Here is a 20,990-nt window from a genome sequence, read left to right as displayed (position 1 = left end):
AGTGGAGAGTTTGATGTCCTCCTTGGAAAAGCGGCAGGCAAATGATTTGCCGCGCTACGCTAAAATCCGGCAGATGAACAGAGGAAGCTACGACCGGAATCTCGTCAACGAGATATTGGACGCGGGTCTTTTGGCGCATTGTGCGTTCATCCATGAACAACGACCGATGGTCATCCCGATGGCTTATGCACGTTCCGGCAACAAGATCTATATTCACGGTGCGAGCAAAACACGCATCATCAAGGAAAATGCAAAGGGTGTCCCCGCAAGTCTGACCGTGACTCTCGTCGACGGCATCGTGGCCGCTCGTTCCGCTTTTCATCATTCGATGAACTATCGTTGCGCGATCGTTCATGGCACTGCGCGACTTGTTGAGGACCATGCCGAGCAAATCGATGCCTTGAAAGCCATCACCGATCATCTGATGCCCGGTCGTTGGGATGAATGCCGCGAAATGACAGCGACCGAGCACAAAGCAACAGGCGTGCTCGCACTTGAGATCGAACATGCCAGTTCAAAGGTCAGAACTGGCGGTCCAGTCGACGATAAGGAAGACCTTGGAACAGACCTGTGGGCAGGTGTTGTCCCTGTCGTTACTGCCCTTGGTCCACCCTTTGCCGCCGCAGATGTTCCGGAAGGGACGCCTGTTCCAGCTTCCGTACCCGCAGCGCAGCGAAAGTTTGCGTAGTTTTGGAGTATGCAAACAAAAAACCCGCCGGGATCTCCCGACGGGTTTTGGTCCACGATTGACCGCCCTGCAATCTATTCAGATGGAACCTATAAGACGCTTGACCTTGGAGCAGTAGCGGCGGCTGACCGGATTCATGCGCTTTGCATAGTGTCCGGCGTTGTAGCGCAAGATCGTGCCGCACAAGTCGCCACCGGCTTTCTGATGGGCACCGGCAAGATATTTCATGCCCCATTCGAGATTGGTCGCCGGATCGTAAAGCGCCTTTGTCGAGCCCCGATATCCGATGCCACGGGCCGTCGCGGGCTTGATCTGCATCAGACCTACTTCACCGGCCCTGCCCCGTGCGCGCGGGTTGAAATTGCTTTCAACTTCAACAACAGCCTTGGCGATCTTGACCGGAACTCCGTGTTTGGCCGCTGCCTTGCGGATCAGCGTGGTATAACTGTCGCGACTTGCTGACCTCTTGGATGTCTTGGCCTTGGCGTTTTTTGTGCTTTTCGCACTCGATTTCACTTTCGCGGACGATGCCTTGGGTTTCTTCGCAGACTTTTCCGGTTTTTCCGGTTCGATGATGTGAAGGATCGGTTTTGATCCCGAACCGACATTCGTGGCCTGCTTCACATCATTTGAATTGGCATCCTTGTCCTTCTTCTTAGTGTCTATGACATGCAGGATCGGGTCCGCACCTGATCCGACTGCAATGGCAGAAGATGTGAAAGAGGATGTAGCATAGGCGAAAAGGCAAAGCGCCCCAGTAACTTTCGTCAATGACCGTAACATTCAGTCCAGCCCTTTTGGTTTTTGGTGTTGTTGATTTCGAGGCGGAGAAATGACGGAGCTATGGGACAAAATTGGGCACCTCCCAATCACGATTTATTTCAATTTATTTCGAATTCTCTCGGAGTTTCGGCGCAAAAATTCGTCAGAAACTGCAAATTTTGACGAAATTGGGCAGGCAACAGGGCGTTTGGTTGGCAAATTGGAGAAAGACTGTGACGCCATCTGGCGAATCAGAAGTCTTTCTTGCCGCAGCGCAGCATAATTTCAACAGTTGCGTGAACGAACTTTGAGCCAACAGTTTTTCTCAGACGTCTGTCCGGTTCAACTCGCGAGCGACGGCAACCTTTTCAGAAGGCCGTGCAATGTCTCGATCGTTGATCTGTCAACCACCCCATCCACCTTTTCAGGGCGGAAGTGCCGTTGAAACGCGGAAACGGCATGCTTTGTCTGGGTACTGAAATCACCGCTGACGGCGACCTCGTAGCCGTAAAGAGCGAGCATGGACTGAAGAGCCTCTACAGGCTGACCGCTATCGCCTTCCTGCATCATCAATCCGCTGCCAATCGGGCTCGGATCGACGAAGTGCCCGACCCCGGATGCGGCCAGGCGGTCCCAAGGGAACAACTCTCCAGGGTCCACTTTTCGTTCCGGAGCGATGTCGGAATGTCCCAAAACCATCCAGGGCTGAATTCCGTGTCTTCTACAAATGTCGCTGACAAGCTCGATAACTGCAGCGACTTGGGCGGTTGGGAAAGAACGGTACCCAAATTCGTGTCCCGGATTGACGATTTCAACGCCGATCGAGCGGGAGTTCGTATCCGTTTCACCTTTCCAGGAACCTTGCCCCGCATGCCATGCACGCCGGGCCTCCGGAACGCACTGGAGGATCGATCCATCTTCGTCAACAAAGTAGTGTGCAGACACTTCTGCTCGAGGATCACATAGCCTCTGTAAAGCGGCTTCCGCTGATTGCATGCCCGTATAGTGCAAAACGACCATATCGATTTGGGCACCGTTAGCTCGTGGGCCGTGATTGGGAGACGGATGAACCCTCGCTGGAACTCCCGTATCTGTTAAGGCGCTCATATACCCCTTTCCGCGCTGATTTGTGCCCAGGCGTTGTTCAACGCGGCGAGCCGGTCATTCGCAATGCGGACGAATTCTTCTGGAACACCCCTGGCTATCAAGCGGTCCGGATGGGTTTCCTGAACCTCCCGGCGATAATGAGCCTTGAGGTCGGCATTGCTGGCGTCAGGTCCAAGCCCGAGGACATCATAAGGATTTCCGTCCTTGCGAACGTGACGCGCGAGGACTTTTGAAAACTCTCGTTCGTCCAGTCCAAAGACTTCAGCCACTTTTGAAAGGTAGCCGACTTCGCTTTCGTGAACGACACCATCGGCCTTGGCGATGTGAAACAGGCCGTCAAGAATGTCGAGCAAAGTCTTGTGATCGTAGGGAAACAGATCAGCCAGCTTCTTGGCATAGACTTCAAATCCGGCGACATCTTCCTGCGCCAGATTGAAAAGGCGGGCAACATTGCGCTCTTCTTTCGGTGGAACTTCGAAAAGCTCCCGAAACGCGATGATCTCATCGGTTGTAACAACCCCATCGGCCTTTGCCATCTTGGCCGACAAGGCGATCATTGCAACGGTAAAGCCAACACTGCTGGTGCCTTCCGGGCGTGCCAGCACAAGCTGTACGAGCCGGTCGACGAATTGAGCTCCACCCGTACCAATAGAACTTACAATACTGCCCAGGCTGCTCCAGACGCTCACCCATGCGCTCCTATTCGGAATAGCACCAGAAAGTTCTGGCCAGCCCAATCCATCTGATTCAATTGCTCACAACACTCTTATCCACCACAGGGATGTTTGACCAGTGATCATGGTGGCAACTGGCCATGATCAACAGCGTGACTGGGACTGAAGACAATTGAGATAAGCAAATATAGCCCTGATTCCCAATGGGGATTCATGATGGTTAAAGGAATTGCGACTAAAATTTTCGCACTTATGTTGAGATACTGGTAATACGCCGAATGGCTGCCCCCCTGGTCAGAAGAAACATTGTAATATTTTTCATATCGATGTCACTGGTTCTGACATTGGCGCTGGGGGTCTATGCCAGTAACCGACTGCTGACCCATTGGCTGGTTGTGCGTGGTTTGGAACAAGCCTTCATCCCGTATGAGAAATCCATACAGGACATGCTTGTGTCCTTGCAGCAGGATCGTCAGCCGGCGCTGCCGAAGGTTAGTCAGCTCCGTTTATCCAAGGCACAAGAGCCGACATCCCTGCTGCCCACAAGCACTTTGAACAACATCAGAGACATGTTGCAGCTTAAGATGGGGCGGTCCGAAGTCCTGGACGCAGCACTTGTCTTTCCCGGCTCAACATCGAGCGCCGAGAAATTCGATACCGGCTTCGGCAAGATTGACTGGTACAAAGCCAACACGCTGGTTTCTGCTGACACGCTGACCAGCGCACGCACTGCATTGAATTCTTCAAAGTTGCTGACAGCCGTGCCGGACATGACGTTGTTCGGGAAATTCGGGCCGAATGCTGTGCTTGCTTACAGACCTGAAAACATCGGTCCGAACGTGCCCGGTCTGCTCATATTGGTGACCCAGTCGGAACTCCTTACAAGCCTGACACCTCTTATTTGGTCAATCAGCGCGGCCATCGGTGGCCTCTGCCTTGCCTCCATCGTGTTTGCAGGCTTTCTCTTGTGGATGCGGTTTTATGATCAGGTGCGCACAAATCGCGACATTCAATATCTCGCTCACCACGACACGCTCACCGGGCTGCCGAACCGGGCCGTATTCAATGCACGTTTGACGGAAGCTCTACGTCTGTCACAGGCCAAAGCCTCCAACATTGGCGTCATGTTGATCGACGTCGACAAATTCAAGGAAATCAACGACACGTACGGCCATGGAACAGGTGACGTGTTTCTGCAGATTGTCGGCGAGCGTTTGAAATCTGTCTTCAACAATCACCTTGTTGCCCGTCTGTCTGGCGACGAATTCGCGGTCATGTTGACGTCAATTTCGGATCCGGCCCGCATGACCCGCCTTGCAGCGGACATGATTGCGGCCACCGATGCCCCTTGCACAATAGACGGCAAGGACATCAAGATCTCGCTTTCTGTCGGGATTGCACGCGCAACAGACGGATCCTGGAGGGCATCGCGACTGCTCCATTGCGCCGACCTTGCCCTCTACCGGGCAAAACACAGCGGCCGGTCGACATTTTCCTGGTACACCGCTGAGCTCGACGCCGAAGCTCAAAAAAGGAAAGAAGTCGAGGAAGGCCTGTCCAAGGCCCTTAAGTTCAACCAGTTCAAACTGCTATACCAACCGCAGTACTCTTTGCGCGACGGGGAGTTGAAGGGCTATGAAGCACTGATCCGCTGGGATCATCCGGCCAAAGGTACCATTCGTCCGGACATATTCATTCCAATAGCCGAAGATACAGGACTTATCGAAGAGATTGGCACTTGGGTCCTGAATCATGCCTGTCTGGAGGCCGCACTTTGGGAAGACAAGAGCCGACGTATTGCGGTCAACGTTTCAGCAGCTCAGTTCATTGCGGGTGAAACACAGCACCGCGTCGCAACTGCGCTCAGGAACTCAGGACTTGATCCGCACCGGCTTGAGATCGAAGTTACAGAAAGCCTTCTCATCTCAAACACAGACGCCGTTGTTGAAACGCTGAGGCAAATCCGAGACATGGGTGTGTCGATTGCCATGGACGATTTCGGAACAGGCTACTCATCGCTCAGCTATCTCAGCCTGTTTCCATTCGACAAAATCAAGATCGACAAGGCCTTTATTCAAAATCTCGGAAAAGATGCCAGCACGGACGCCATTGTCACATCCATTGTGGGCCTTGGACGTTCGCTCGATGTTGTCATCACTGCAGAAGGTGTTGAAACCGAAGAACAGGCTGTGCTGCTGAGCGCAACCGGTTGTGATTTGGTGCAGGGATACATGTTCGGCAAACCCGACGAGGTGACACGGCATGAAGCCGAATACCCAGTCTTTCCATTAAACGAAGAAGGCGGTTTGTGGTTCCCCCAAAACATGGTTCGGCGGGCTAAATCTCCGAAAATCCGGCTTGCTCCGGAACTCGCTCAAAGTTCAAAGCCGATGGAAGACCCAGCGACTGAGAAAAACGCGGAACTGAAAACGGCCGGATAATCGGAACGGGTTCGATCAGCGGGCAACACCCAGCGCGGCTTCTGAAGCGGCCGAGCGTTTTTCACGATCTGCCTTGCGTTCCGAGTACCTATCCACGAGATAAGTGGATCTGCCGCGAACCAACAGCGTAAATTTCATCAACTCTTCCATGACATCGACAACGCGATCGTAAAGAGGAGACGGTTTCATACGCCCGTCTTCGTCAAATTCCTGATAAGCCTTTGGAACAGACGATTGGTTGGGAACTGTGACCATGCGCATCCAACGGCCGAGAATTCGCATCTGATTGAGCGCGTTGAAGGATTGAGATCCGCCCGAAACCTGCATGAGTGCAAGCGTTTTGCCCTGAGTGGGCCGAATAGCTCCAGTGCTGAGAGGGATCCAGTCAATCTGGGATTTCAATACTCCGGTCATCGCACCATGCCGCTCTGGAGAACACCAAACCTGGGCTTCCGACCAATTGCACAGCTCCCTGAGTTCAGCCACTTTTGCGTGGTCGATTTCAGCATCATCCGGCAATGGCAAGCCTTCAGGGTCAAAGATCCGGGTTTCTGCTCTGAAGGCGTTCAATATCCTTTCAGCCTCGTGAACCAAAAATCGGCTGTAGGAACGTTCCCTCAGAGATCCATAAAGCAACAGAACACGAGGAGCGTGCATCTCGTCGTTCAACGACATGAGCCGATCGCCCGCAATGGGCGCTATGTCGGTTTTGATGACATTTCGCAGTCCGTTTCCGACCAGATCGAGATCAGGCATCCGTGGATCCCGAGTTCACGATCTCACCGTCTTCCTTAGTGAATGATCCGATTTCGGTAGAGAGCAGGTCCATCACCTTTTCTGAAGGGCGACACAGAAGAACCCCTTTTTCAGACACCACAATCGGTCGATTGATCAATATGGGATGTTCCATCATAAAATCGACCAGTTGATCATCAGTCCATTTGCCATCTGAAAGCCCAAGTTCCTCAAAGGGCGTTCCTTTCTGACGAATAAGATCCCGCACCGAAATACCCATCTGGGCAATCAACTCGAGAAGCTTTTCTCTGCTTGGAGGCGTTTTCAGATATTCGATTATCTGCGGCTCGATGCCTGACTTGCGGATCATTTCAAGCGTGTTCCGTGACGTGCCGCATTTGGGGTTGTGATAGATCGTGATTGTCATGTTTTCCGGTCCTAGACAGCGTTTTTGGGCCTGGAGATCGTGCTGGGTGAAAAACCGCAGACGCTCGGATCATTGCCGCAGCAATCCTCTACGAGAAAAGCCAGTAAGGTCCTCATGGCATCAATATCAACCGAATAGTGGATATGCCTGCCATCACGGCGTGCAATGAGCAGTCCGGCCCTCTCAAGTGTCGTCAAGTGAAACGACATACGGGTCGGCGGCACGTTCAATCGCATGGCGACGTCTCCGGACGGCAAGCCGTTCGGTCCTTGCTGCATCAACAATCGAAAGGCAGCAAGCCTGTTGTCCTGAGCGAGTGCGCCCAGCGCCGAAACAGCGTTTTGATCGTCCATAATTCGGTATTACAAGAAATTTTGGAATATACAACAAAAATATGAGCCCAACTCGCAAGCGACAATTTACATGGCCGCAGCGGCGCGGGCAGCTTGATCATAATTGCCGGATACGAGCCGCAAAGTCGCGGCCAGACGAGACAACTCGCTTTCATCAAGTCCGAGTGACTTCATGGGCTCAACCAGCAAAGCTTCACGCAAGCGCCTGTATTCCAGGCAGGCAGTTTCACCTGCTGAGGTGATCTCCGCCGTTTTTTCTTTGCCTCTCCTGCCCGACGCTATCAGTTTGGCTTTTTCGAGCTTTTTGAGAGCATAGGTCACGGTGTGCGTATCCTCGATATTGAGAACAAGACAAATATCCGAAAGTGTCTTGGCCCGCCCCCGGTGATTGACAGAATGCAGCACCAGAACATCGAGAGGACCAAGGCCTTCAGAACCGCTCGCCGACATACAGCGCACCATCCAGCGGTGGTAGGCGTTGACCATCATCGTGACCGCAAACTCGATCTCGGAGAGCGCAGGCATTGCCCCGGAAGCCAGATGAGCGGCCGACACTACAGGCCCGATATTGGCATCTTTCTTTTGTACTGGTTTAGCGTCGGGTTTATCCGTCAATTTCAGAGACCTCCGGGCAGGCTTTCATTAGTTGCTTAGCATTGTCTGCGGCAACCAAAGAGCCAAGCCCGGAAATGTAACAATCAGGACAACGGCCACGATCATCAACAAGAAGAATGGCAAAGCCATGCGCGCCACTGTGAAAATGTTGCGCCCTGTCATCCCTTGAAGCACGAAAAGATTGAAACCGACCGGCGGAGTAATTTGGCTCATTTCGACAACCAGAACCAGATAGATACCGAACCAGATGAGGTCCAGCCCCGCCTGTTCCACCATGGGAAGGATCACGGATGTGGTCAGTACCACTACGGAAATTCCGTCCAGAAAGCATCCCAGCACGACAAAAAACAACGTGAGAGCGATCAAGAGTGCGTAGGGCGAAAGCTCCATGGAACCGATCCACGCGGCAAGTTCCCGAGGAATGCCGGTAAACGCCATTGCAACCGTCAGAAACGCAGCCCCAGCCAGAATGAACGCTATCATGCAAGAGGTCCGCGTCGCACCCATCAATGCCTGCGCAAAGCTTTCACGAGATAATGTGCCGGACATCCAGGACAGCAGAAGTGACAGCATGACGCCAATTGCGGCTGCCTCTGTAGGGGAGGCCAGGCCCGCATAAATCGAACCGATCACACCGACAATCAATGCAATGACCGGAAAGAGTCGCCTGGTTGCATAAACACGTTCAAGGAAGGGAACCGCCGCCTCTTGCGGAGGCATCTTGCCCTTGTTCATCATCGCCCACAAAGCAACATAGCCCATGAAAAGCAGGCACAGCATCGCGCCCGGGAGTACTCCCGCCATGAAAAGACGTGCAATAGATTGCTCTGTGGCCGCACCATAAACAATCAATATGATCGAGGGTGGGATCAAAAGACCGAGCGTGCCGGACCCTGCCAGCGTACCAATGGCCATACGTTCGTCATAGCCGCGCTGTTTCAGCTCCGGCAGCGACATGCGCCCCACGGTAGCAGTTGTTGCCGCCGAAGATCCGGAAACCGCCGCAAAAATTCCGCATCCGAGAATGTTCACATGCAGCAAGCGACCGGGCAGGCTTCTCATCCAGGGCGACAACCCGGCAAACATGTCCTCCGACAACCTGGATCGAAACAGGATTTCGCCCATCCAGATAAACATCGGTAAGGCGGTCAGGTCCCAAGAATTTGCCGCCCCCCAAACCGTCGTGGACATGACCGAGCCTGCTGGAACTGAAACCAGCGCCATCATTGCCGCCAGAGCAACCGCAAATAGAGCGACAGCAACCCAAATGCCGGTTGCGAGCGCAGCCAGCATTCCCAGACCCAAAAATGCAGCTATCCAGGAAAGGTCCATTATTCGCTCCCCTCGATCGGATCGGATCTGACGGCAGTTTCAAAGCTCGGGGCACCGCCGGTAATTGCTACGATCAAATCGTCGGCAAGCGATATCGAATAGACAAGCAAACCGAATGTCATCACGAGCTGAGGGTAGACGAGCGGCACCGGAATGATGCCCACCGAAGTCTCATCAAACTGAAAACTGTCATAGGCCAGCATGCCAGTGTGCCATGTGAAGAACGAAGCCAGTGCAAGAGCAAGCGCTAGCACCCAGATGTTCAACAAACGTGCCGCAGGAGGCTTTACGGCCTGAAGCAGGATCGAAACGCGAATATGGTCCCCATTGCGTAGCGTTCCGGCAAGGGCGAGAAAGGAGGCGCCCACCAGCAGGAAACCTGCGAATTCTGCAAGAGAGGGGATTTGCAGTCCCAATGGCTCCAGGCTGAGGACAGTCCTAGCCCAATCGAACATTCGTCCGACCACCTGAAGAACTACAAGTGATGAAATGGCCACAAGGCAACTGGCAGCCAGAACCGTTGACGCTTGATAAAGCGCGTTCAATGCCTTTCGCATCCGCTTCCCCCGTCGGATTAGACGCTAGAATGAAAAACGCCGGACCTTTTTGGTCCGGCGCAAGAAGCCTGTCTATTTTTTGTAAGCTTCAAGTACAGCTGCGCCGGTTGCGCCGGCTTGCTCCTGCCACTCACTCGCCATGGTTTCGCCAATTGCCGCGAGCTCTTCAATCAACTGGGTGCTCGGTTGCACAACTGTAATGCCGTTTTCGGCCAGAACGTTGGTCTTGCTTTTCGTCTCAACCTTTGAGGCTTCCCATCCGCGTGTTTCTGCGACTTCTGCAGCCTCAAGAACCGCAGTCTTCTCTGTGTCGCTCAATCCATCAAAGGCACGCTTGTTGACGATGACCATGTTTTTCGGCAACCAGGCCTGTGTATCATGATAGTGCGTCAGAAAATCCCAGGCCTTTGAATTGGCACCAGTCGACGGGGACGTGATCATGGCATCCACCCGACCAGTTGAGAACGCCGTGGGGATATCCGGAACTTCGATCTGCGCCGTAATGCCCCCTGCCAGAATGGCAAATCGCTCCGTTGCAGCATTATAGGCCCGTATTTTGAGCCCCTTCATGTCGTCAAGCTTCGCAACTTCTTTTTTGGCGTAGATACCTTGGGGCGGCCATGGCACAGCATAAAGCAGCTGCAGCCCCTGTTCACCGAGTTTTTCTTCAAGCGCAGGCTTGGAGGCCTGATAAAGCTTCCATGCGTCATCATAGGAAGGTGCAAGAAACGGCACTGAATCAACCCCAAAGACCGCATCTTCATTGGAAAGGCGCGACACCAGCACTTCGCCAATAGGTGCAATGCCTTTGCGAACAGCATTTTTGATTTCTGGATGCTTGAACAATGAGCCTGCGGAATGCACCTGGATGTTCAGCGAGCCTCCGGTCTTTTCTTTTACATCCTCAGCGAATGCGCTGATGTTTTGGGTGTGAAAGTTTCCATCTCCATAAGGCGTGGGCATGTTCCATTCGGTTTCAGCGGTGGCTGCAGAGACACCCGCGAGACCGAAGGCGGCGGCGGCAGCCAGACAAAGTCCGGCCTTGGACAAAAAACATGAATTCAACAAAACAGTCTCCTCTTGGAAGCAGGTCTCAACCTGACAGGATGACGCTCAGGTGCATTCTTTGAACACCTTCAAAAGCGCATCTTCTTTGAGGCTAGACTCAAAAATATAAAACATCAACATTTTATCGATAAATTATTATCGTTTGCCTTTTTAGATGTTCTGGCTTTGCTAACTCCAAAGGATTGGCTAGCGTTCGCGCATATAGTTGAATGGTGAGGAATGTGTAAGTGCTGCAGACAGACATGCGGAGGGAAACAGGTAGTGTTTTCAATTCACTCTCCCTGGCTGCAGTGCTGCTGATTTCAGCGGTGTTGCGTTTTGTCAATCTCGACAGAACCAGTCTCTGGTATGATGAAGCCGTCAGCTGGAGCCAATCCAATGGGAGCTTTTCCGAACTCCTCACAGCCGTTTCAGCCGACAACTACCCCCCATTGCACAACATTATTCTTTGGCTGACCATGCCGTTTCTTGGCGACAGTGAAATCGCCCTTCGCGTCCCATCGGCAATCCTCGGAACAATTGCTGTCTGGCTCACTTATCTGGTTGGCAGGTCCATAGGCAGCCAACGGCTTGGCCTGTTGGCTGCTGCTTTGTTGTGTTTTTCACCGTTCCACATCTGGTATTCCACGGAAGCTCGGATGTATGCCCTGTTGGCCACCTGCGGATTGGGGTTTTTGCTCTCGGTTCTGAATGTGCTGAAGCAACCTTCTCGCAAATGGCTCGTTTTGCTGACGATTTTTGGTGCTCTATTTCTCTATAGCCATATCTATGCGCTCTTGGCTTTTGCCCCGGTTGGCCTGACTTGCGCGGCCTATGCGCTGCGCGATGTCATCAAGAACCGGTCTCTGACAGGATCTCCCGCGGTTGCAGCCTGTATTGCGATGGGGGCAAGCGCCATTGCTTTTTTCCCATGGCTGCTGATCCTGGCTGGCCGCGCGAGATCAGTTGCTGCGGATGGCTTTTGGATCGCATTTCCGGACCTGAATTTCTTGAAGAATATGGCATTTGCCATTTCCGGCTCACTCGAGCTGATCATTCTTCTCTTGGGATTTGCAGCAATTTTCTTAGTCAAGTTGATCTATGAGACGGCAATTCGTTCGGGGAACGCCACCCGCTCAAGTCAGAACCTGGCTATATTGCTGGCCTATACCTTTGGGCCACTTGTGCTCGCATATGTGTATTCTGTTCTGGTTCAGCCAATTCTCTTTGATCGCTATCTGATTGCCGCCTGGCCTGGGTTCCTTTTGCTCGCTTCGGCCGGTGCTTGCTCGCTTCAGATCCGCTTGTTGCCACCAGCACTGATCGCTGCATCTTTGATACTGTCCTATTCGGAACTCAGCTTCACGTTGACGGACAAGATCCGCCCTGAATGGCGGGAAATCGTTCAGGATTACCGAGAGCAGAAAATGCCGAACGACAAATTGGTGCTCTACAAGGGCTTTGCAGCGCCAGCACTGGAGTATTATCTGCGAGAACCGAGTGCTTTCAAAGCAACTGAAAAGTCTATGCAACCTGCGGAATTGTCACTGGACACGGAAAGTGGAGAACGTTGGCTGCTTGTCGTTCACAGCAATGCTGCAGAAACTGAAGCCGCGACCCGAGCAGTCTCGAACAAAGACAAACCTCCTGCGGCCCAGCGCTTCGGCTGGGGCGCCAGCGGTTTGAGATTGCTCAAGGGGCGAACAGACCAATAAAAACAATCAATGGGATGTCATTGAGATTTTTTTATCGACAATTTATCGATAAAATGTCTACATAAACTCAATCTAAGGAGATGCGGGCTCCTACATTAGGTCTCGCGAACGCATAAAACTGCAGGATCAGAGGGAAGAAAATGACAGGCAAGTGGGATTTTTGGATCGATCGGGGTGGCACGTTTACCGACATCGTTGGTCGGGCTCCGGACGGCACTCTTCATCCTCACAAAGTCCTGTCCGAAAATCCTGAAGCCTATAGAGATGCTGCCATTCAGGGAATTCGCGAGCTGCTGGGCGTCGACCAGGGGCAACCGATTCCTTCGGACAAGATCGCAACGGTGAAAATGGGCACGACCGTTGCCACAAATGCGCTCCTTGAGCGCAAAGGCGAACGAACCGCTCTCTTTATCACCAAGGGTTTCCGCGACGCTTTGGAAATAGGTTATCAGGCCCGGCCCAACATTTTTGCAAAAGAAATCATCAAGCCGGAACTACTCTATGAGCTGGTTCACGAGATTTCCGAACGGGTGCAGGCTGATGGTGTCGTTGAAATTGCATTGGACGAAATCCAGGCAAGACGCGAGATGCAAACTGCATGGGATGCGGGAATTCGTTCTGTCGCGATTGTTTTGATGCATGCCTACGCATTTCCAGCTCACGAACAGTCCTTGAAAAAAATTGCCGAGGACATCGGCTTTCCTCAAATATCCATTTCGCATGAAGTTTCGCCGCTGATGAAACTCGTCGGACGCGGCGATACCACAGTAGTTGATGCCTACTTGTCGCCGATTTTGCGCCGCTACGTGGACCAGGTCCAGGAAGAACTGGGAACCGGCCCTCGCCTGATGTTCATGCAATCGTCGGGTGGATTGACGGCAGCCGATCTGTTCCAAGGCAAAGATGCCATATTGTCAGGTCCGGCTGGCGGGGTTGTCGGCGCCGTGGAAACCTCTCGAATGGCGGGGTTTGAAAAAATCATCGGCTTTGACATGGGTGGGACATCCACCGACGTCTGCCACTATGAGGGAGACTACGAAAGGGCGTTCGAAACCGAAGTCGCAGGTGTGCGTATGCGCGCACCCATGATGATGATCCATACCGTAGCTGCTGGTGGAGGGTCCATCCTTCACTATACGGATGGCCGATTTCAGGTCGGTCCGGATTCAGCAGGTGCCAATCCTGGCCCTGCATGTTACCGCCGTGGAGGACCTCTCACGGTGACCGATGCCAACCTAATGACAGGCAAACTGGCTCCTGATTTCTTTCCCAAGATCTTTGGCCCCAATCAGGACGAACCGTTGGATGCGGACATCGTCAGAAAGAGGTTTACCGATCTGGCTATGCGTATCGGCGACGGTCGTACGCCCGAGGAAGTTGCCGATGGATTCTTGAAGATTGCCGTCGAAAACATGGCAAACGCGATCAAAAAAATCTCTGTTCAACGAGGTTACGACGTAACCGAATATGCACTGACCTGCTTTGGCGGCGCAGGCGGTCAGACTGGCTGCAAAGTGGCCGATAGTCTTGGCATGAAGACAGTGATACTGCATCCGTTTTCCGGCATTCTGTCAGCTTATGGTATGGGTCTGGCGGATATCAGAGCCGATCGCCAGCAAGCTGTGGTGAAAACGCTCACTGAGGAACTTCTGCAGGAGTTGGCAGGTTTGCGGGACCAGCTGGCTGGCCAGACTGAGGCCGAACTTGAAAAACAGGCCATTCCCGCCGCCACCCGGCGCACGTTCGCCACAGCTCACTTACGGTATGACGGCACAGATACGCCTTTGCCCGTGCCACTTGGCGGCGTTGACGAAATGCGTGCCGCGTTTGAAGACGCTCACAAGAAACAATTCGGATTTGCGTATGACAGCAAACCGATTGTGGTCGAAGCATTGGAGGTCGAAACAGCAGGTGGTGGCGCAGGGCTGGTTGAGCCCGATATTCATCTTTCAACAGGTATGCCGTCCCCGGCAACATCAACCTACATCCATTCGGAAAGCGGCTGGCAAAAGGCTGGTATTTTCAAACGGGAAGAACTGAAACCCGGAATGAAGGTTTCCGGGCCGGCCATGATTATCGAAGCGCACGCGACGATCGCGGTTGAAGACGGCTGGCAGGCTGAAATCAACACCAAGGATCATGTCATATTGCGGCGGATTGTTCCTCTTGTCAGGGACGATGCGATTGGCACGCACGCAGACCCGGTGATGCTGGAAGTCTTCAACAATCTCTTCATGTCAATTGCGGAACAGATGGGGGTGACACTCCAGAACACGGCTTATTCGGTCAACATCAAGGAACGCCTCGACTTTTCCTGCGCAGTCTTTGATGCCGGCGGTGCGCTTGTTGCCAATGCGCCGCATATGCCGGTTCACCTGGGTTCAATGGACCGCTCCGTCGAGACAGTCATCAAACTGAACAAGGGTAAAATCAAGCCGGGTGACGTGTTTGCACTCAACGCGCCTTACAATGGTGGCACTCACTTGCCTGATATCACTGTTGTCTCTCCGGTGTTTGACGATGACGGCAAAGAGATTTTGTTTTGGTCCGCATCGAGAGGCCATCATGCCGATGTCGGCGGCTCAGCCCCCGGATCTATGACCCCGCGAGCGACAAGTGTCGACGAGGAAGGCGTTCTGTTTGACAACTTCAAGATTGTCGATGAAGGACGGTTTTGCGAAGCGGAGCTTATTGACCTCTTAACCGATCATCCCTTCCCGGCAAGAAACCCGCACCAGAATGTCGCGGACTTGTCAGCACAAATCGCAGCCAACGAAAAAGGCATTCAGGAACTGAACAAGATGGTCAACCACTTCGGTCTTGATGTGGTTCAGGCCTATATGGGGCACGTTCAAGACAATGCCGAAGAAAGTGTCCGGCGCGTCATAGAAGCACTCAAGGACTCCGAATATGAGTACCCGACGGACCAGGGTGCGATCATCAAGGTCAAAATCTCGGTCGACAAGAACAAGCGCGAAGCCACCGTGGATTTCACCGGCACCTCTGCAGTGAAACCAAACAACTTCAATGCTCCGGAGCCAGTCACACGCGCGGCAATTCTCTATTGCTTCCGGGTGATGGTTGAGGGTGACATCCCGATGAATGCCGGCTGCCTGAAGCCGATCAACATCGTCATCCCTGATGGGTGCATGTTGAGACCTTCCTATCCGGCTGCGGTCGTTGCAGGAAATGTCGAAACATCCCAGCATGTCACCAATGCGGTTTTCGCCGCGCTTGGGGCAATGGCCAATGCCCAGGGCACCATGAACAATCTGACCTTCGGCAATGACACTTACCAGTATTATGAAACCATCTGCTCCGGTTCTCCGGCCGGTCCGGGCTTCAATGGCACCGATGGTGTCCATACTCACATGACGAACTCTCGTCTCACTGATCCGGAGGTCCTTGAATTTCGCTTCCCGGTCTTGCTTGAAGACTTTCATATTCGCAAAGATTCGGGAGGCAGTGGAAAATGGAATGCTGGTGACGGCACCCGTCGCACGCTGAGATTCCTTGAGAAAATGGACTGTTCAATTTTGGCGTCCCACCGAACTGTAACCCCGAAAGGGCTCGACGGTGGTAGCGACGGAAAGCTTGGACGAACTGAAGTTCGCCGAAAAGACGGAAGTATCGAGATATTGGAAGGTTGCGACCAGACTGAACTGGACGCTGGTGAAGCTGTCACCGTCATTACCCCCACGGCAGGAGGTTGGGGCGCGACCTGAGCCCTATACTCTCTTTGAACAAAGCCACCATCTGGTGGCTTTGTTCGTGAATTGCTACAAAAGGCAAAATCGGCTTCAAGGCCTTTTGTGATGCAACGCGATTATTCTCAAAATCTTTGCGGCTCTAAAAGACAAACACGCTATGAAAACCCGTTCTGATTGAATGGTGAACCTTCACAAGAAGACACTGACTTCGCGGCGTTTATTGCCGTTGTTTGCAATTGATTGAATGTCAGTATCCTGCTCCCTTGCGCAAAAGTGCGCCGAAGGTACCGGAACCTGGATCCGGCACCTTCGGTGCAAGCTTCGTCGCAAGTCGCTAGCCACTGGACTTTCTATCCAAATTCTCCGACACACCCGCTAGATTTCAAATCACGCCCCTTACGGATCGAACAACGAGGAGAGTTGCAACTCTGCTTCGCTTTCAATTTCGATCACGACATCACGGGCGACAGGTTTTTTAAGACCTTTGGGTGTATTCGCCCCAGTGCCTCGAATGCGAAGTGTTCCCGAGGCTGCGTGTTTGACTATCTGTTTGCGTGACAGACAAAGCCCTCTTGCCAGCACGGCGTCCAGTCTGACCCGAAGCAACTCGGGATTGAGAATGACAAGTCGTAACCTGGAGCTCGTAGTGTCGGAGACGAGAACTGGTCTTCTCTCAAGTTGAAAGCAGCAAGTCGCCTTTCCGAGCTTCGATTTTGATACTGCAGAAATGACTCCGGCTTGTTGCACAGCATATTCGGGATCATTGCTTTGAAGCGCTTGCAAGTCACGCTGTCCCAAACTTGAAACAGACCTTCTTTCAAAGACGCTGCAGTTCCATCTCTTGCCGCAGATTTGACATCTATAAATGAGCCAAGCATCCAATCGACTTCCGTTAGCATTCAGGCGAAATTTGTGGCTTGAGGCAAAAGGTCTCTCAGTGCTGCAACGACTGCAGTACCGGTTGATTTCATAGTTTTGCGAACCACGAATGGTCCATTCGATTTCTGTTTTCGATGACATTCCGTTGGTCTTCCTGAAGGAAGTCCGCCAACAGACGTCCGGGACGGTCGTGCAAACGGTTTCACCCGATTTTGCAGATCCACGGTCTGGCTATTTGGAGATATCGGTGGCGTATCGAAGGTCTCAGATACGGTCTGGACAAGCCATACCGGTCCCGATCCGCCACATTGACGAACAAGTCGTGTCGCGCGCTAAAAACGCAGGTGCGGGATCGAAGACCGGTTAAATCGTAGGCAATTTAGGCGTCCTAGTTAAAAGCCAGTCATTCGATAACCATCCGCAGAATTAGATTCAAGTGCAATCAGTCGTAGAAACTACACTGAGGATCAATTTGTCAGGCGCTTCGCGCCTGGTTCGCTAAATCCACTAACGTTTGTCGCAGTTCTTTAGAACTCTCTAAGCGACTGAGAAAGAAAAGCCTTTCAACTTTGTCACCTGCGACCAGATCCAATCCTTCAGGATCAAGACATGCAAGTCTCCAGCTCGCAGATTGGGCCTTGCATAGAACCTCCGCGTAAAGCTTGATAGCGTCTCCGTGGTCGGAATTCATATGGTCGATCGCGCCGCTTTCCATCGCGGCCCAAGCCTCCAAGTCCACTACTTCTGTCAATAGATTTTCGGAATTCAACTCATAGGCCTTTCCGAATCCACCGTTGAGACTGGCACGCATCATTTCCAGTCGAAAAAAACTGAAGTCGCCAAAGTCAATGTAAAGCTCTGCCTTTGGATGACGGGCCAGATAGCGGCTACGCAAACGCTCATGAATGTCTGATTTGCGCTCAATTCGGACTGCTTTGCAGAACAGTGAAATTCTGGGATGCGCCAGCGGATCTCCTTTTCCAGGTTCACCGAGCAGCAAAGAACAAGATGGGTTTTGTAATATAGCAGCGCTGTGTCCCGACAATGCACTGGTCAGGATCACTGGTGTACCATCTAGGTCTGTTGCGACTGCGACACGGCTCGCAAGCGGATGACCCGTATCAGCTTCATTCGCCGCCAATGCTCCGAATCGGGCGGTGCGAATTAAGGTCTTTGCCTGTTTGACGGCCTCACTGCTTGTCTCTCGAATAACAGACTTCTGGTTCTGGCCTGATTTTTCTGACTTGGTCACGATTGGTACCCGGTTTCATCGAAGCCCATCGGGCATGAGCTGCTAACAATGCCACTCCATAACAGAAACCTGAACCTCCGATGAACGGACTTCTCAGAAGTGGTTCAGAGCTCTTGTGTGATTTTGCCGTCATCAGCTAGGGCGCCGATTGGAGAGGCGCAGGCCATTGGAGAAAGAACCGATGAACAAGATGAGCAAACGCCTTATTGCAACAGCCCTGACCGGGGTCCTCCTCGTGCCAACGATTGTGACCGCCGAAGCAGGTCCGCGGCACGGTTGGCGGGATCATGGCGGCGGTCACCATCACCACCATCGAAAGCACCGTAAGCACAAACGTCACAAGAACAATGACAATCTCGGCGCTGCAGTTGCAGCTGGCGTGATTGGCCTTGCTGCAGGCGCCATACTCCTCGGTGCAACAAGCCAGCCGAGTTACGCCGCACCACCTCAGAGAAACTACTATCCGCCGGCGCCTCATCCGGGACATGTTCACGGCAATGTTGGCTATCAACCTTGGAGCCCGGCCTGGTATCAGTACTGTTCTTCCAAATACCGGTCGTTCAACCCATCTACCGGCACTTACACCACGTATCGCGGTGTACAGCGCTTCTGCCAATAGAAGCTAGCGCTCAATGAACGAAGCCCGTCAACTTGGGGCAACGGGTATCCGGTCAGCCGAACTGGCCACTGCTCGTTGCCTCTTTTTCATGCTGATCAGTCAGCCTGGTTTCTACGGAGACAAAACCCTCTGGAGCCTCGCCAGCATCGAGGGTTTTTGGCAACTTCATCTTCGTGATCCAGAGAAAATGTTCGTATACGATAGCGCTCAAGCGCCAGCCGAATATCCGATGGGGACTTGATCGGATGCATATGGAGAACTCGGCATCTGGCACGGCAGCTAGAACAGCTGTGAACTGTGCAGGAGATGCGAAGCCAAAACAGTCTATTCCCGCCTCTGAAAGTGTTTTTGGTACGAACGGTTCACCATTGGTCTTGGCTGCATAGGCAGTCTTTCCCGGAAACAATGATTGAAAACTTTTTGAGCATCTTGTTGCAAGACATTGAGGCTGGAACAATAAATTGGCTGATCTGGGCGAAGATCGAGCGCGGCATTGCTACGGTTGAATATCGGTTCATGAGCCTCCCCAAAACAACGTAAAGATTGCCAAGGGGAACTCAGCCGGATTTGCAACGCTATTGACAAATAATATAGGTGCAGTCCTGACCGTGGCAGCCCGTATCCAGATGAATGTGGGACTTATGGTTTGGATCAGCCTCAGGTCCTAGAACTGTTGTAAATCTTTTGCAGGCTGCAGCATGAATGCGATCTAGGAACTTACCTTCTTTCGTGCGCTTTCCCCAGTCGTCTTCAACCGAAATGATCGTTCCGTTTCCTAACTTGAAGTGAGAGATGTCGAGCGCTTTGCCAAGTGCATGCTCAGACAACTTTCCATCCGGTAGATTGTTCCGCCGGCGGCACTGATATCCAGGTCCGCTTTGTATGACGGAAACAGAAGTTTCCAGGTTGTTTAAAGCCAAGGGAAGGACATCTTCCCGCAACCACTCAGCAACAACCCTCGCAAACTTGCAGGAAACCGTCACGGGTGAAGAAAACTCAATTTTATGCCCAACTGCCGAAACACTTTCTAGTCGGACAGGATCCGATATTCCGCACGCGATGTCATTCAACTGGCCTTCACGGATTGCTCCGGACACCGGCTCCAATTCCTCAAACTCGGCATTGGGGATGATACATGAATTTTCTGAAATGGCAGTCTGTTGGTTTTTTTGTTTTGGCACTGCTTTTTCCGGCTGCGGTTTCGCAGACGGAACGTCAACTCCCTCGACAAAACCAATTCCGTTGAGGTCGAAAAGTGGTTTTGTTTCAGGAATAGGCGTTGCATGACCTTGCGGAACCGCTGCAGAGAATTGATCTAATAGAAACCAAATGGCCAGAACAGAAATTTTGTGTTTCACGTCTATCCTCATAACCCGTCCGACAAACCCCAACGATTGCAATAGCCGCGCCCCGAGCATAGACTCGGCCATCATCTAGCAAGGCACATTCCATGACACTCGAACTTTATGTAGCTTATGTGGCCGCAACCCTAATTGTACTCGCGGTCCCCGGACCAACGATCATGCTTGTGGTAAGTTACGCGCTTTCTCAAGGACGCAAATCGGCTGCTGCGAGCGTGATGGGTGTCGGGCTGGGTGATGCAACCGCTGCAATAGTCTCATTGATGGGTCTGGGTGCAGTTCTGGCGACGTCTGCAACCGCATTTGCAGTCCTGAAATGGATTGGTGCTGCATATCTCGTTTGGTTGGGCATCAAGTTGTGGCGCAGCCGACCAGCAGTATTGGGTCCCCACGAGGTAGACGACGTTCCTGCTAAGAAGATTTTTTGGCATGCTTATGTCGTAACCGCCTTAAACCCGAAGGGTATCGTCTTCTTCATGGCGTTCCTGCCACACTTTATCGCTCCGCAAGCGGCAGTGCCCCCCCAATTGGTGTTGTTGGGGTCGACATTTGTGGTTCTCGGAATTCTCAACGCCGCAATCTATGCATTGGCGGCAGCCGCAATTGGCACCAAACTTCGAAGCCCTTCGCTTATGCGTTTGGTCAACCGCATAGGTGGTGGATTTCTGATATCGGCAGCCGCAATGACCGCAACAATCCAAAGGTCCTCGAGTTGA

At 52.6% G+C, this 20,990-nt stretch carries 20 protein-coding genes and 1 pseudogene; 7 read left to right on the top strand and 14 right to left on the bottom strand.

The annotated features are described in order from the left end of the window. The first annotated feature begins 13 nt into the window (after positions 1–13). Complete coding sequence (locus Q0835_RS19470; protein ID WP_298963839.1) at positions 14–688, top strand: pyridoxamine 5'-phosphate oxidase family protein; 675 nt, start codon at positions 14–16, stop codon at positions 686–688. 78 nt (positions 689–766) lie between these two features. On the opposite strand, the gene Q0835_RS19465 is transcribed toward Q0835_RS19470, so the two are convergent. The 3 genes from Q0835_RS19465 to Q0835_RS19455 form a co-directional block, all read right to left on the bottom strand. After that, entirely contained in the window at positions 767–1,204 is a 438-nt protein-coding gene (locus Q0835_RS19465) for a transglycosylase SLT domain-containing protein (protein WP_298963884.1), read from the bottom strand. 588 nt (positions 1,205–1,792) lie between these two features. After that, positions 1,793–2,557, bottom strand: a complete 765-nt coding sequence (locus Q0835_RS19460) for an N-acetylmuramoyl-L-alanine amidase (RefSeq protein WP_298821369.1) — start codon at positions 2,555–2,557, stop codon at positions 1,793–1,795. Beyond that, positions 2,554–3,246, bottom strand: a complete 693-nt coding sequence (locus Q0835_RS19455; RefSeq protein ID WP_152500750.1) for a molecular chaperone DjiA — start codon at positions 3,244–3,246, stop codon at positions 2,554–2,556. The genes Q0835_RS19460 and Q0835_RS19455 overlap by 4 nt, the downstream gene beginning before the upstream one ends. Positions 3,247–3,509: 263 nt before the next feature. Between Q0835_RS19455 and Q0835_RS19450 the strand changes: the two genes are divergently transcribed. Further along, on the top strand, positions 3,510–5,672 hold the full coding sequence (locus tag Q0835_RS19450; protein WP_298963838.1) for an EAL domain-containing protein: 2,163 nt from the start codon (positions 3,510–3,512) through the stop codon (positions 5,670–5,672). A 15-nt stretch (positions 5,673–5,687) separates the two neighbouring features. On the opposite strand, the gene arsH is transcribed toward Q0835_RS19450, so the two are convergent. The 7 genes from arsH to Q0835_RS19415 form a co-directional block, all read right to left on the bottom strand. After that, the gene (gene arsH, locus Q0835_RS19445; protein ID WP_298963837.1) at positions 5,688–6,428 is read right to left on the bottom strand and encodes an arsenical resistance protein ArsH; all 741 of its coding nucleotides are present in this window, start codon (positions 6,426–6,428) and stop codon (positions 5,688–5,690) included. Next, complete coding sequence (gene arsC, locus Q0835_RS19440) at positions 6,421–6,834, bottom strand: arsenate reductase (glutaredoxin) (RefSeq protein WP_298821376.1); 414 nt, start codon at positions 6,832–6,834, stop codon at positions 6,421–6,423. The genes arsH and arsC overlap by 8 nt, the downstream gene beginning before the upstream one ends. An 11-nt stretch (positions 6,835–6,845) precedes the next feature. Further along, the gene (locus Q0835_RS19435; RefSeq protein ID WP_298963836.1) at positions 6,846–7,187 is read right to left on the bottom strand and encodes a metalloregulator ArsR/SmtB family transcription factor; all 342 of its coding nucleotides are present in this window, start codon (positions 7,185–7,187) and stop codon (positions 6,846–6,848) included. Between the two features lie 66 nt (positions 7,188–7,253). Beyond that, the gene (locus tag Q0835_RS19430; protein WP_298821452.1) at positions 7,254–7,712 is read right to left on the bottom strand and encodes a winged helix DNA-binding protein; all 459 of its coding nucleotides are present in this window, start codon (positions 7,710–7,712) and stop codon (positions 7,254–7,256) included. A 117-nt stretch (positions 7,713–7,829) separates the two neighbouring features. Continuing rightward, a complete protein-coding gene (locus Q0835_RS19425; RefSeq protein WP_298963835.1) occupies positions 7,830–9,134 on the bottom strand; it encodes a TRAP transporter large permease subunit in 1,305 nt (434 codons plus the stop codon). Further along, entirely contained in the window at positions 9,134–9,691 is a 558-nt protein-coding gene (locus Q0835_RS19420) for a TRAP transporter small permease (protein WP_298821386.1), read from the bottom strand. Before Q0835_RS19420 ends, Q0835_RS19425 begins: the two co-directional genes overlap by 1 nt. A 72-nt stretch (positions 9,692–9,763) precedes the next feature. Beyond that, positions 9,764–10,756 (bottom strand): TRAP transporter substrate-binding protein, encoded by a 993-nt coding sequence (locus Q0835_RS19415; protein WP_298963834.1) that lies wholly within the window; start codon positions 10,754–10,756, stop codon positions 9,764–9,766. Between the two features lie 230 nt (positions 10,757–10,986). Between Q0835_RS19415 and Q0835_RS19410 the strand changes: the two genes are divergently transcribed. Beyond that, the gene (locus Q0835_RS19410; protein WP_298963833.1) at positions 10,987–12,453 is read left to right on the top strand and encodes a glycosyltransferase family 39 protein; all 1,467 of its coding nucleotides are present in this window, start codon (positions 10,987–10,989) and stop codon (positions 12,451–12,453) included. A gap of 140 nt (positions 12,454–12,593) precedes the next feature. Further along, positions 12,594–16,178, top strand: coding sequence for a hydantoinase B/oxoprolinase family protein (locus Q0835_RS19405; RefSeq protein WP_298963832.1), 3,585 nt, complete (start codon positions 12,594–12,596; stop codon positions 16,176–16,178). Between the two features lie 381 nt (positions 16,179–16,559). Here the strand turns inward: Q0835_RS19405 and Q0835_RS30380 are convergent, their stop codons facing one another. Further along, positions 16,560–17,183: a DUF1062 domain-containing protein gene (locus Q0835_RS30380; RefSeq protein WP_366142366.1), complete on the bottom strand. Its 624-nt coding sequence runs from the start codon at positions 17,181–17,183 to the stop codon at positions 16,560–16,562. Here Q0835_RS30380 and Q0835_RS19400 point away from each other — a divergent pair. After that, complete coding sequence (locus Q0835_RS19400; RefSeq protein ID WP_298963831.1) at positions 17,152–17,409, top strand: hypothetical protein; 258 nt, start codon at positions 17,152–17,154, stop codon at positions 17,407–17,409. The two genes, Q0835_RS30380 and Q0835_RS19400, sit on opposite strands and share 32 nt — an antisense overlap. Positions 17,410–17,517: 108 nt before the next feature. Here Q0835_RS19400 and Q0835_RS19395 read toward each other — a convergent pair whose 3' ends face one another. Then, positions 17,518–18,294, bottom strand: a complete 777-nt coding sequence (locus tag Q0835_RS19395; protein WP_298963830.1) for a HugZ family protein — start codon at positions 18,292–18,294, stop codon at positions 17,518–17,520. A gap of 181 nt (positions 18,295–18,475) precedes the next feature. On the opposite strand from Q0835_RS19395, the gene Q0835_RS19390 reads away from it, so the two are divergent. After that, complete coding sequence (locus tag Q0835_RS19390) at positions 18,476–18,913, top strand: BA14K family protein (RefSeq protein WP_298821400.1); 438 nt, start codon at positions 18,476–18,478, stop codon at positions 18,911–18,913. Between the two features lie 155 nt (positions 18,914–19,068). On the opposite strand, the pseudogene Q0835_RS19385 reads toward Q0835_RS19390, so the two are convergent. Together Q0835_RS19385 and Q0835_RS19380 are read right to left on the bottom strand one after the other, a co-directional pair. Further along, a pseudogene (locus Q0835_RS19385) lies at positions 19,069–19,423 on the bottom strand (ornithine decarboxylase); the annotation flags it as partial. A 65-nt stretch (positions 19,424–19,488) separates the two neighbouring features. Then, the gene (locus Q0835_RS19380; protein WP_298963829.1) at positions 19,489–20,271 is read right to left on the bottom strand and encodes an extensin family protein; all 783 of its coding nucleotides are present in this window, start codon (positions 20,269–20,271) and stop codon (positions 19,489–19,491) included. A gap of 92 nt (positions 20,272–20,363) precedes the next feature. On the opposite strand from Q0835_RS19380, the gene Q0835_RS19375 reads away from it, so the two are divergent. After that, complete coding sequence (locus tag Q0835_RS19375) at positions 20,364–20,990, top strand: LysE family translocator (RefSeq protein WP_298963828.1); 627 nt, start codon at positions 20,364–20,366, stop codon at positions 20,988–20,990.

It is taken from the genome of uncultured Roseibium sp., assembly GCF_947499295.1.
Lineage (GTDB): Bacteria > Pseudomonadota > Alphaproteobacteria > Rhizobiales > Stappiaceae > Roseibium.
This window is presented reverse-complemented; position numbering and strand designations above follow the sequence as displayed.

Excerpts from the sequence above, each read along its gene's own strand:
- Q0835_RS19470 (WP_298963839.1), top strand. The coding sequence starts at position 14 with ATGTCCTCCTTGGAAAAGCGGCAGGCAAATGATTTGCCGCGCTACGCT.
- Q0835_RS19460 (WP_298821369.1), bottom strand. The coding sequence starts at position 2,557 with ATGAGCGCCTTAACAGATACGGGAGTTCCAGCGAGGGTTCATCCGTCT.
- Q0835_RS19450 (WP_298963838.1), top strand. The coding sequence starts at position 3,510 with ATGGCTGCCCCCCTGGTCAGAAGAAACATTGTAATATTTTTCATATCG.
- arsH (WP_298963837.1), bottom strand. The coding sequence starts at position 6,428 with ATGCCTGATCTCGATCTGGTCGGAAACGGACTGCGAAATGTCATCAAA.
- arsC (WP_298821376.1), bottom strand. The coding sequence starts at position 6,834 with ATGACAATCACGATCTATCACAACCCCAAATGCGGCACGTCACGGAAC.
- Q0835_RS19435 (WP_298963836.1), bottom strand. The coding sequence starts at position 7,187 with ATGGACGATCAAAACGCTGTTTCGGCGCTGGGCGCACTCGCTCAGGAC.
- Q0835_RS19430 (WP_298821452.1), bottom strand. The coding sequence starts at position 7,712 with ATGCCTGCGCTCTCCGAGATCGAGTTTGCGGTCACGATGATGGTCAAC.
- Q0835_RS19425 (WP_298963835.1), bottom strand. The coding sequence starts at position 9,134 with ATGGACCTTTCCTGGATAGCTGCATTTTTGGGTCTGGGAATGCTGGCT.
- Q0835_RS19420 (WP_298821386.1), bottom strand. The coding sequence starts at position 9,691 with ATGCGAAAGGCATTGAACGCGCTTTATCAAGCGTCAACGGTTCTGGCT.
- Q0835_RS19405 (WP_298963832.1), top strand. The coding sequence starts at position 12,594 with ATGACAGGCAAGTGGGATTTTTGGATCGATCGGGGTGGCACGTTTACC.
- Q0835_RS19400 (WP_298963831.1), top strand. The coding sequence starts at position 17,152 with ATGGTCCATTCGATTTCTGTTTTCGATGACATTCCGTTGGTCTTCCTG.
- Q0835_RS30380 (WP_366142366.1), bottom strand. The coding sequence starts at position 17,183 with ATGTCATCGAAAACAGAAATCGAATGGACCATTCGTGGTTCGCAAAAC.
- Q0835_RS19390 (WP_298821400.1), top strand. The coding sequence starts at position 18,476 with ATGAACAAGATGAGCAAACGCCTTATTGCAACAGCCCTGACCGGGGTC.
- Q0835_RS19375 (WP_298963828.1), top strand. The coding sequence starts at position 20,364 with ATGACACTCGAACTTTATGTAGCTTATGTGGCCGCAACCCTAATTGTA.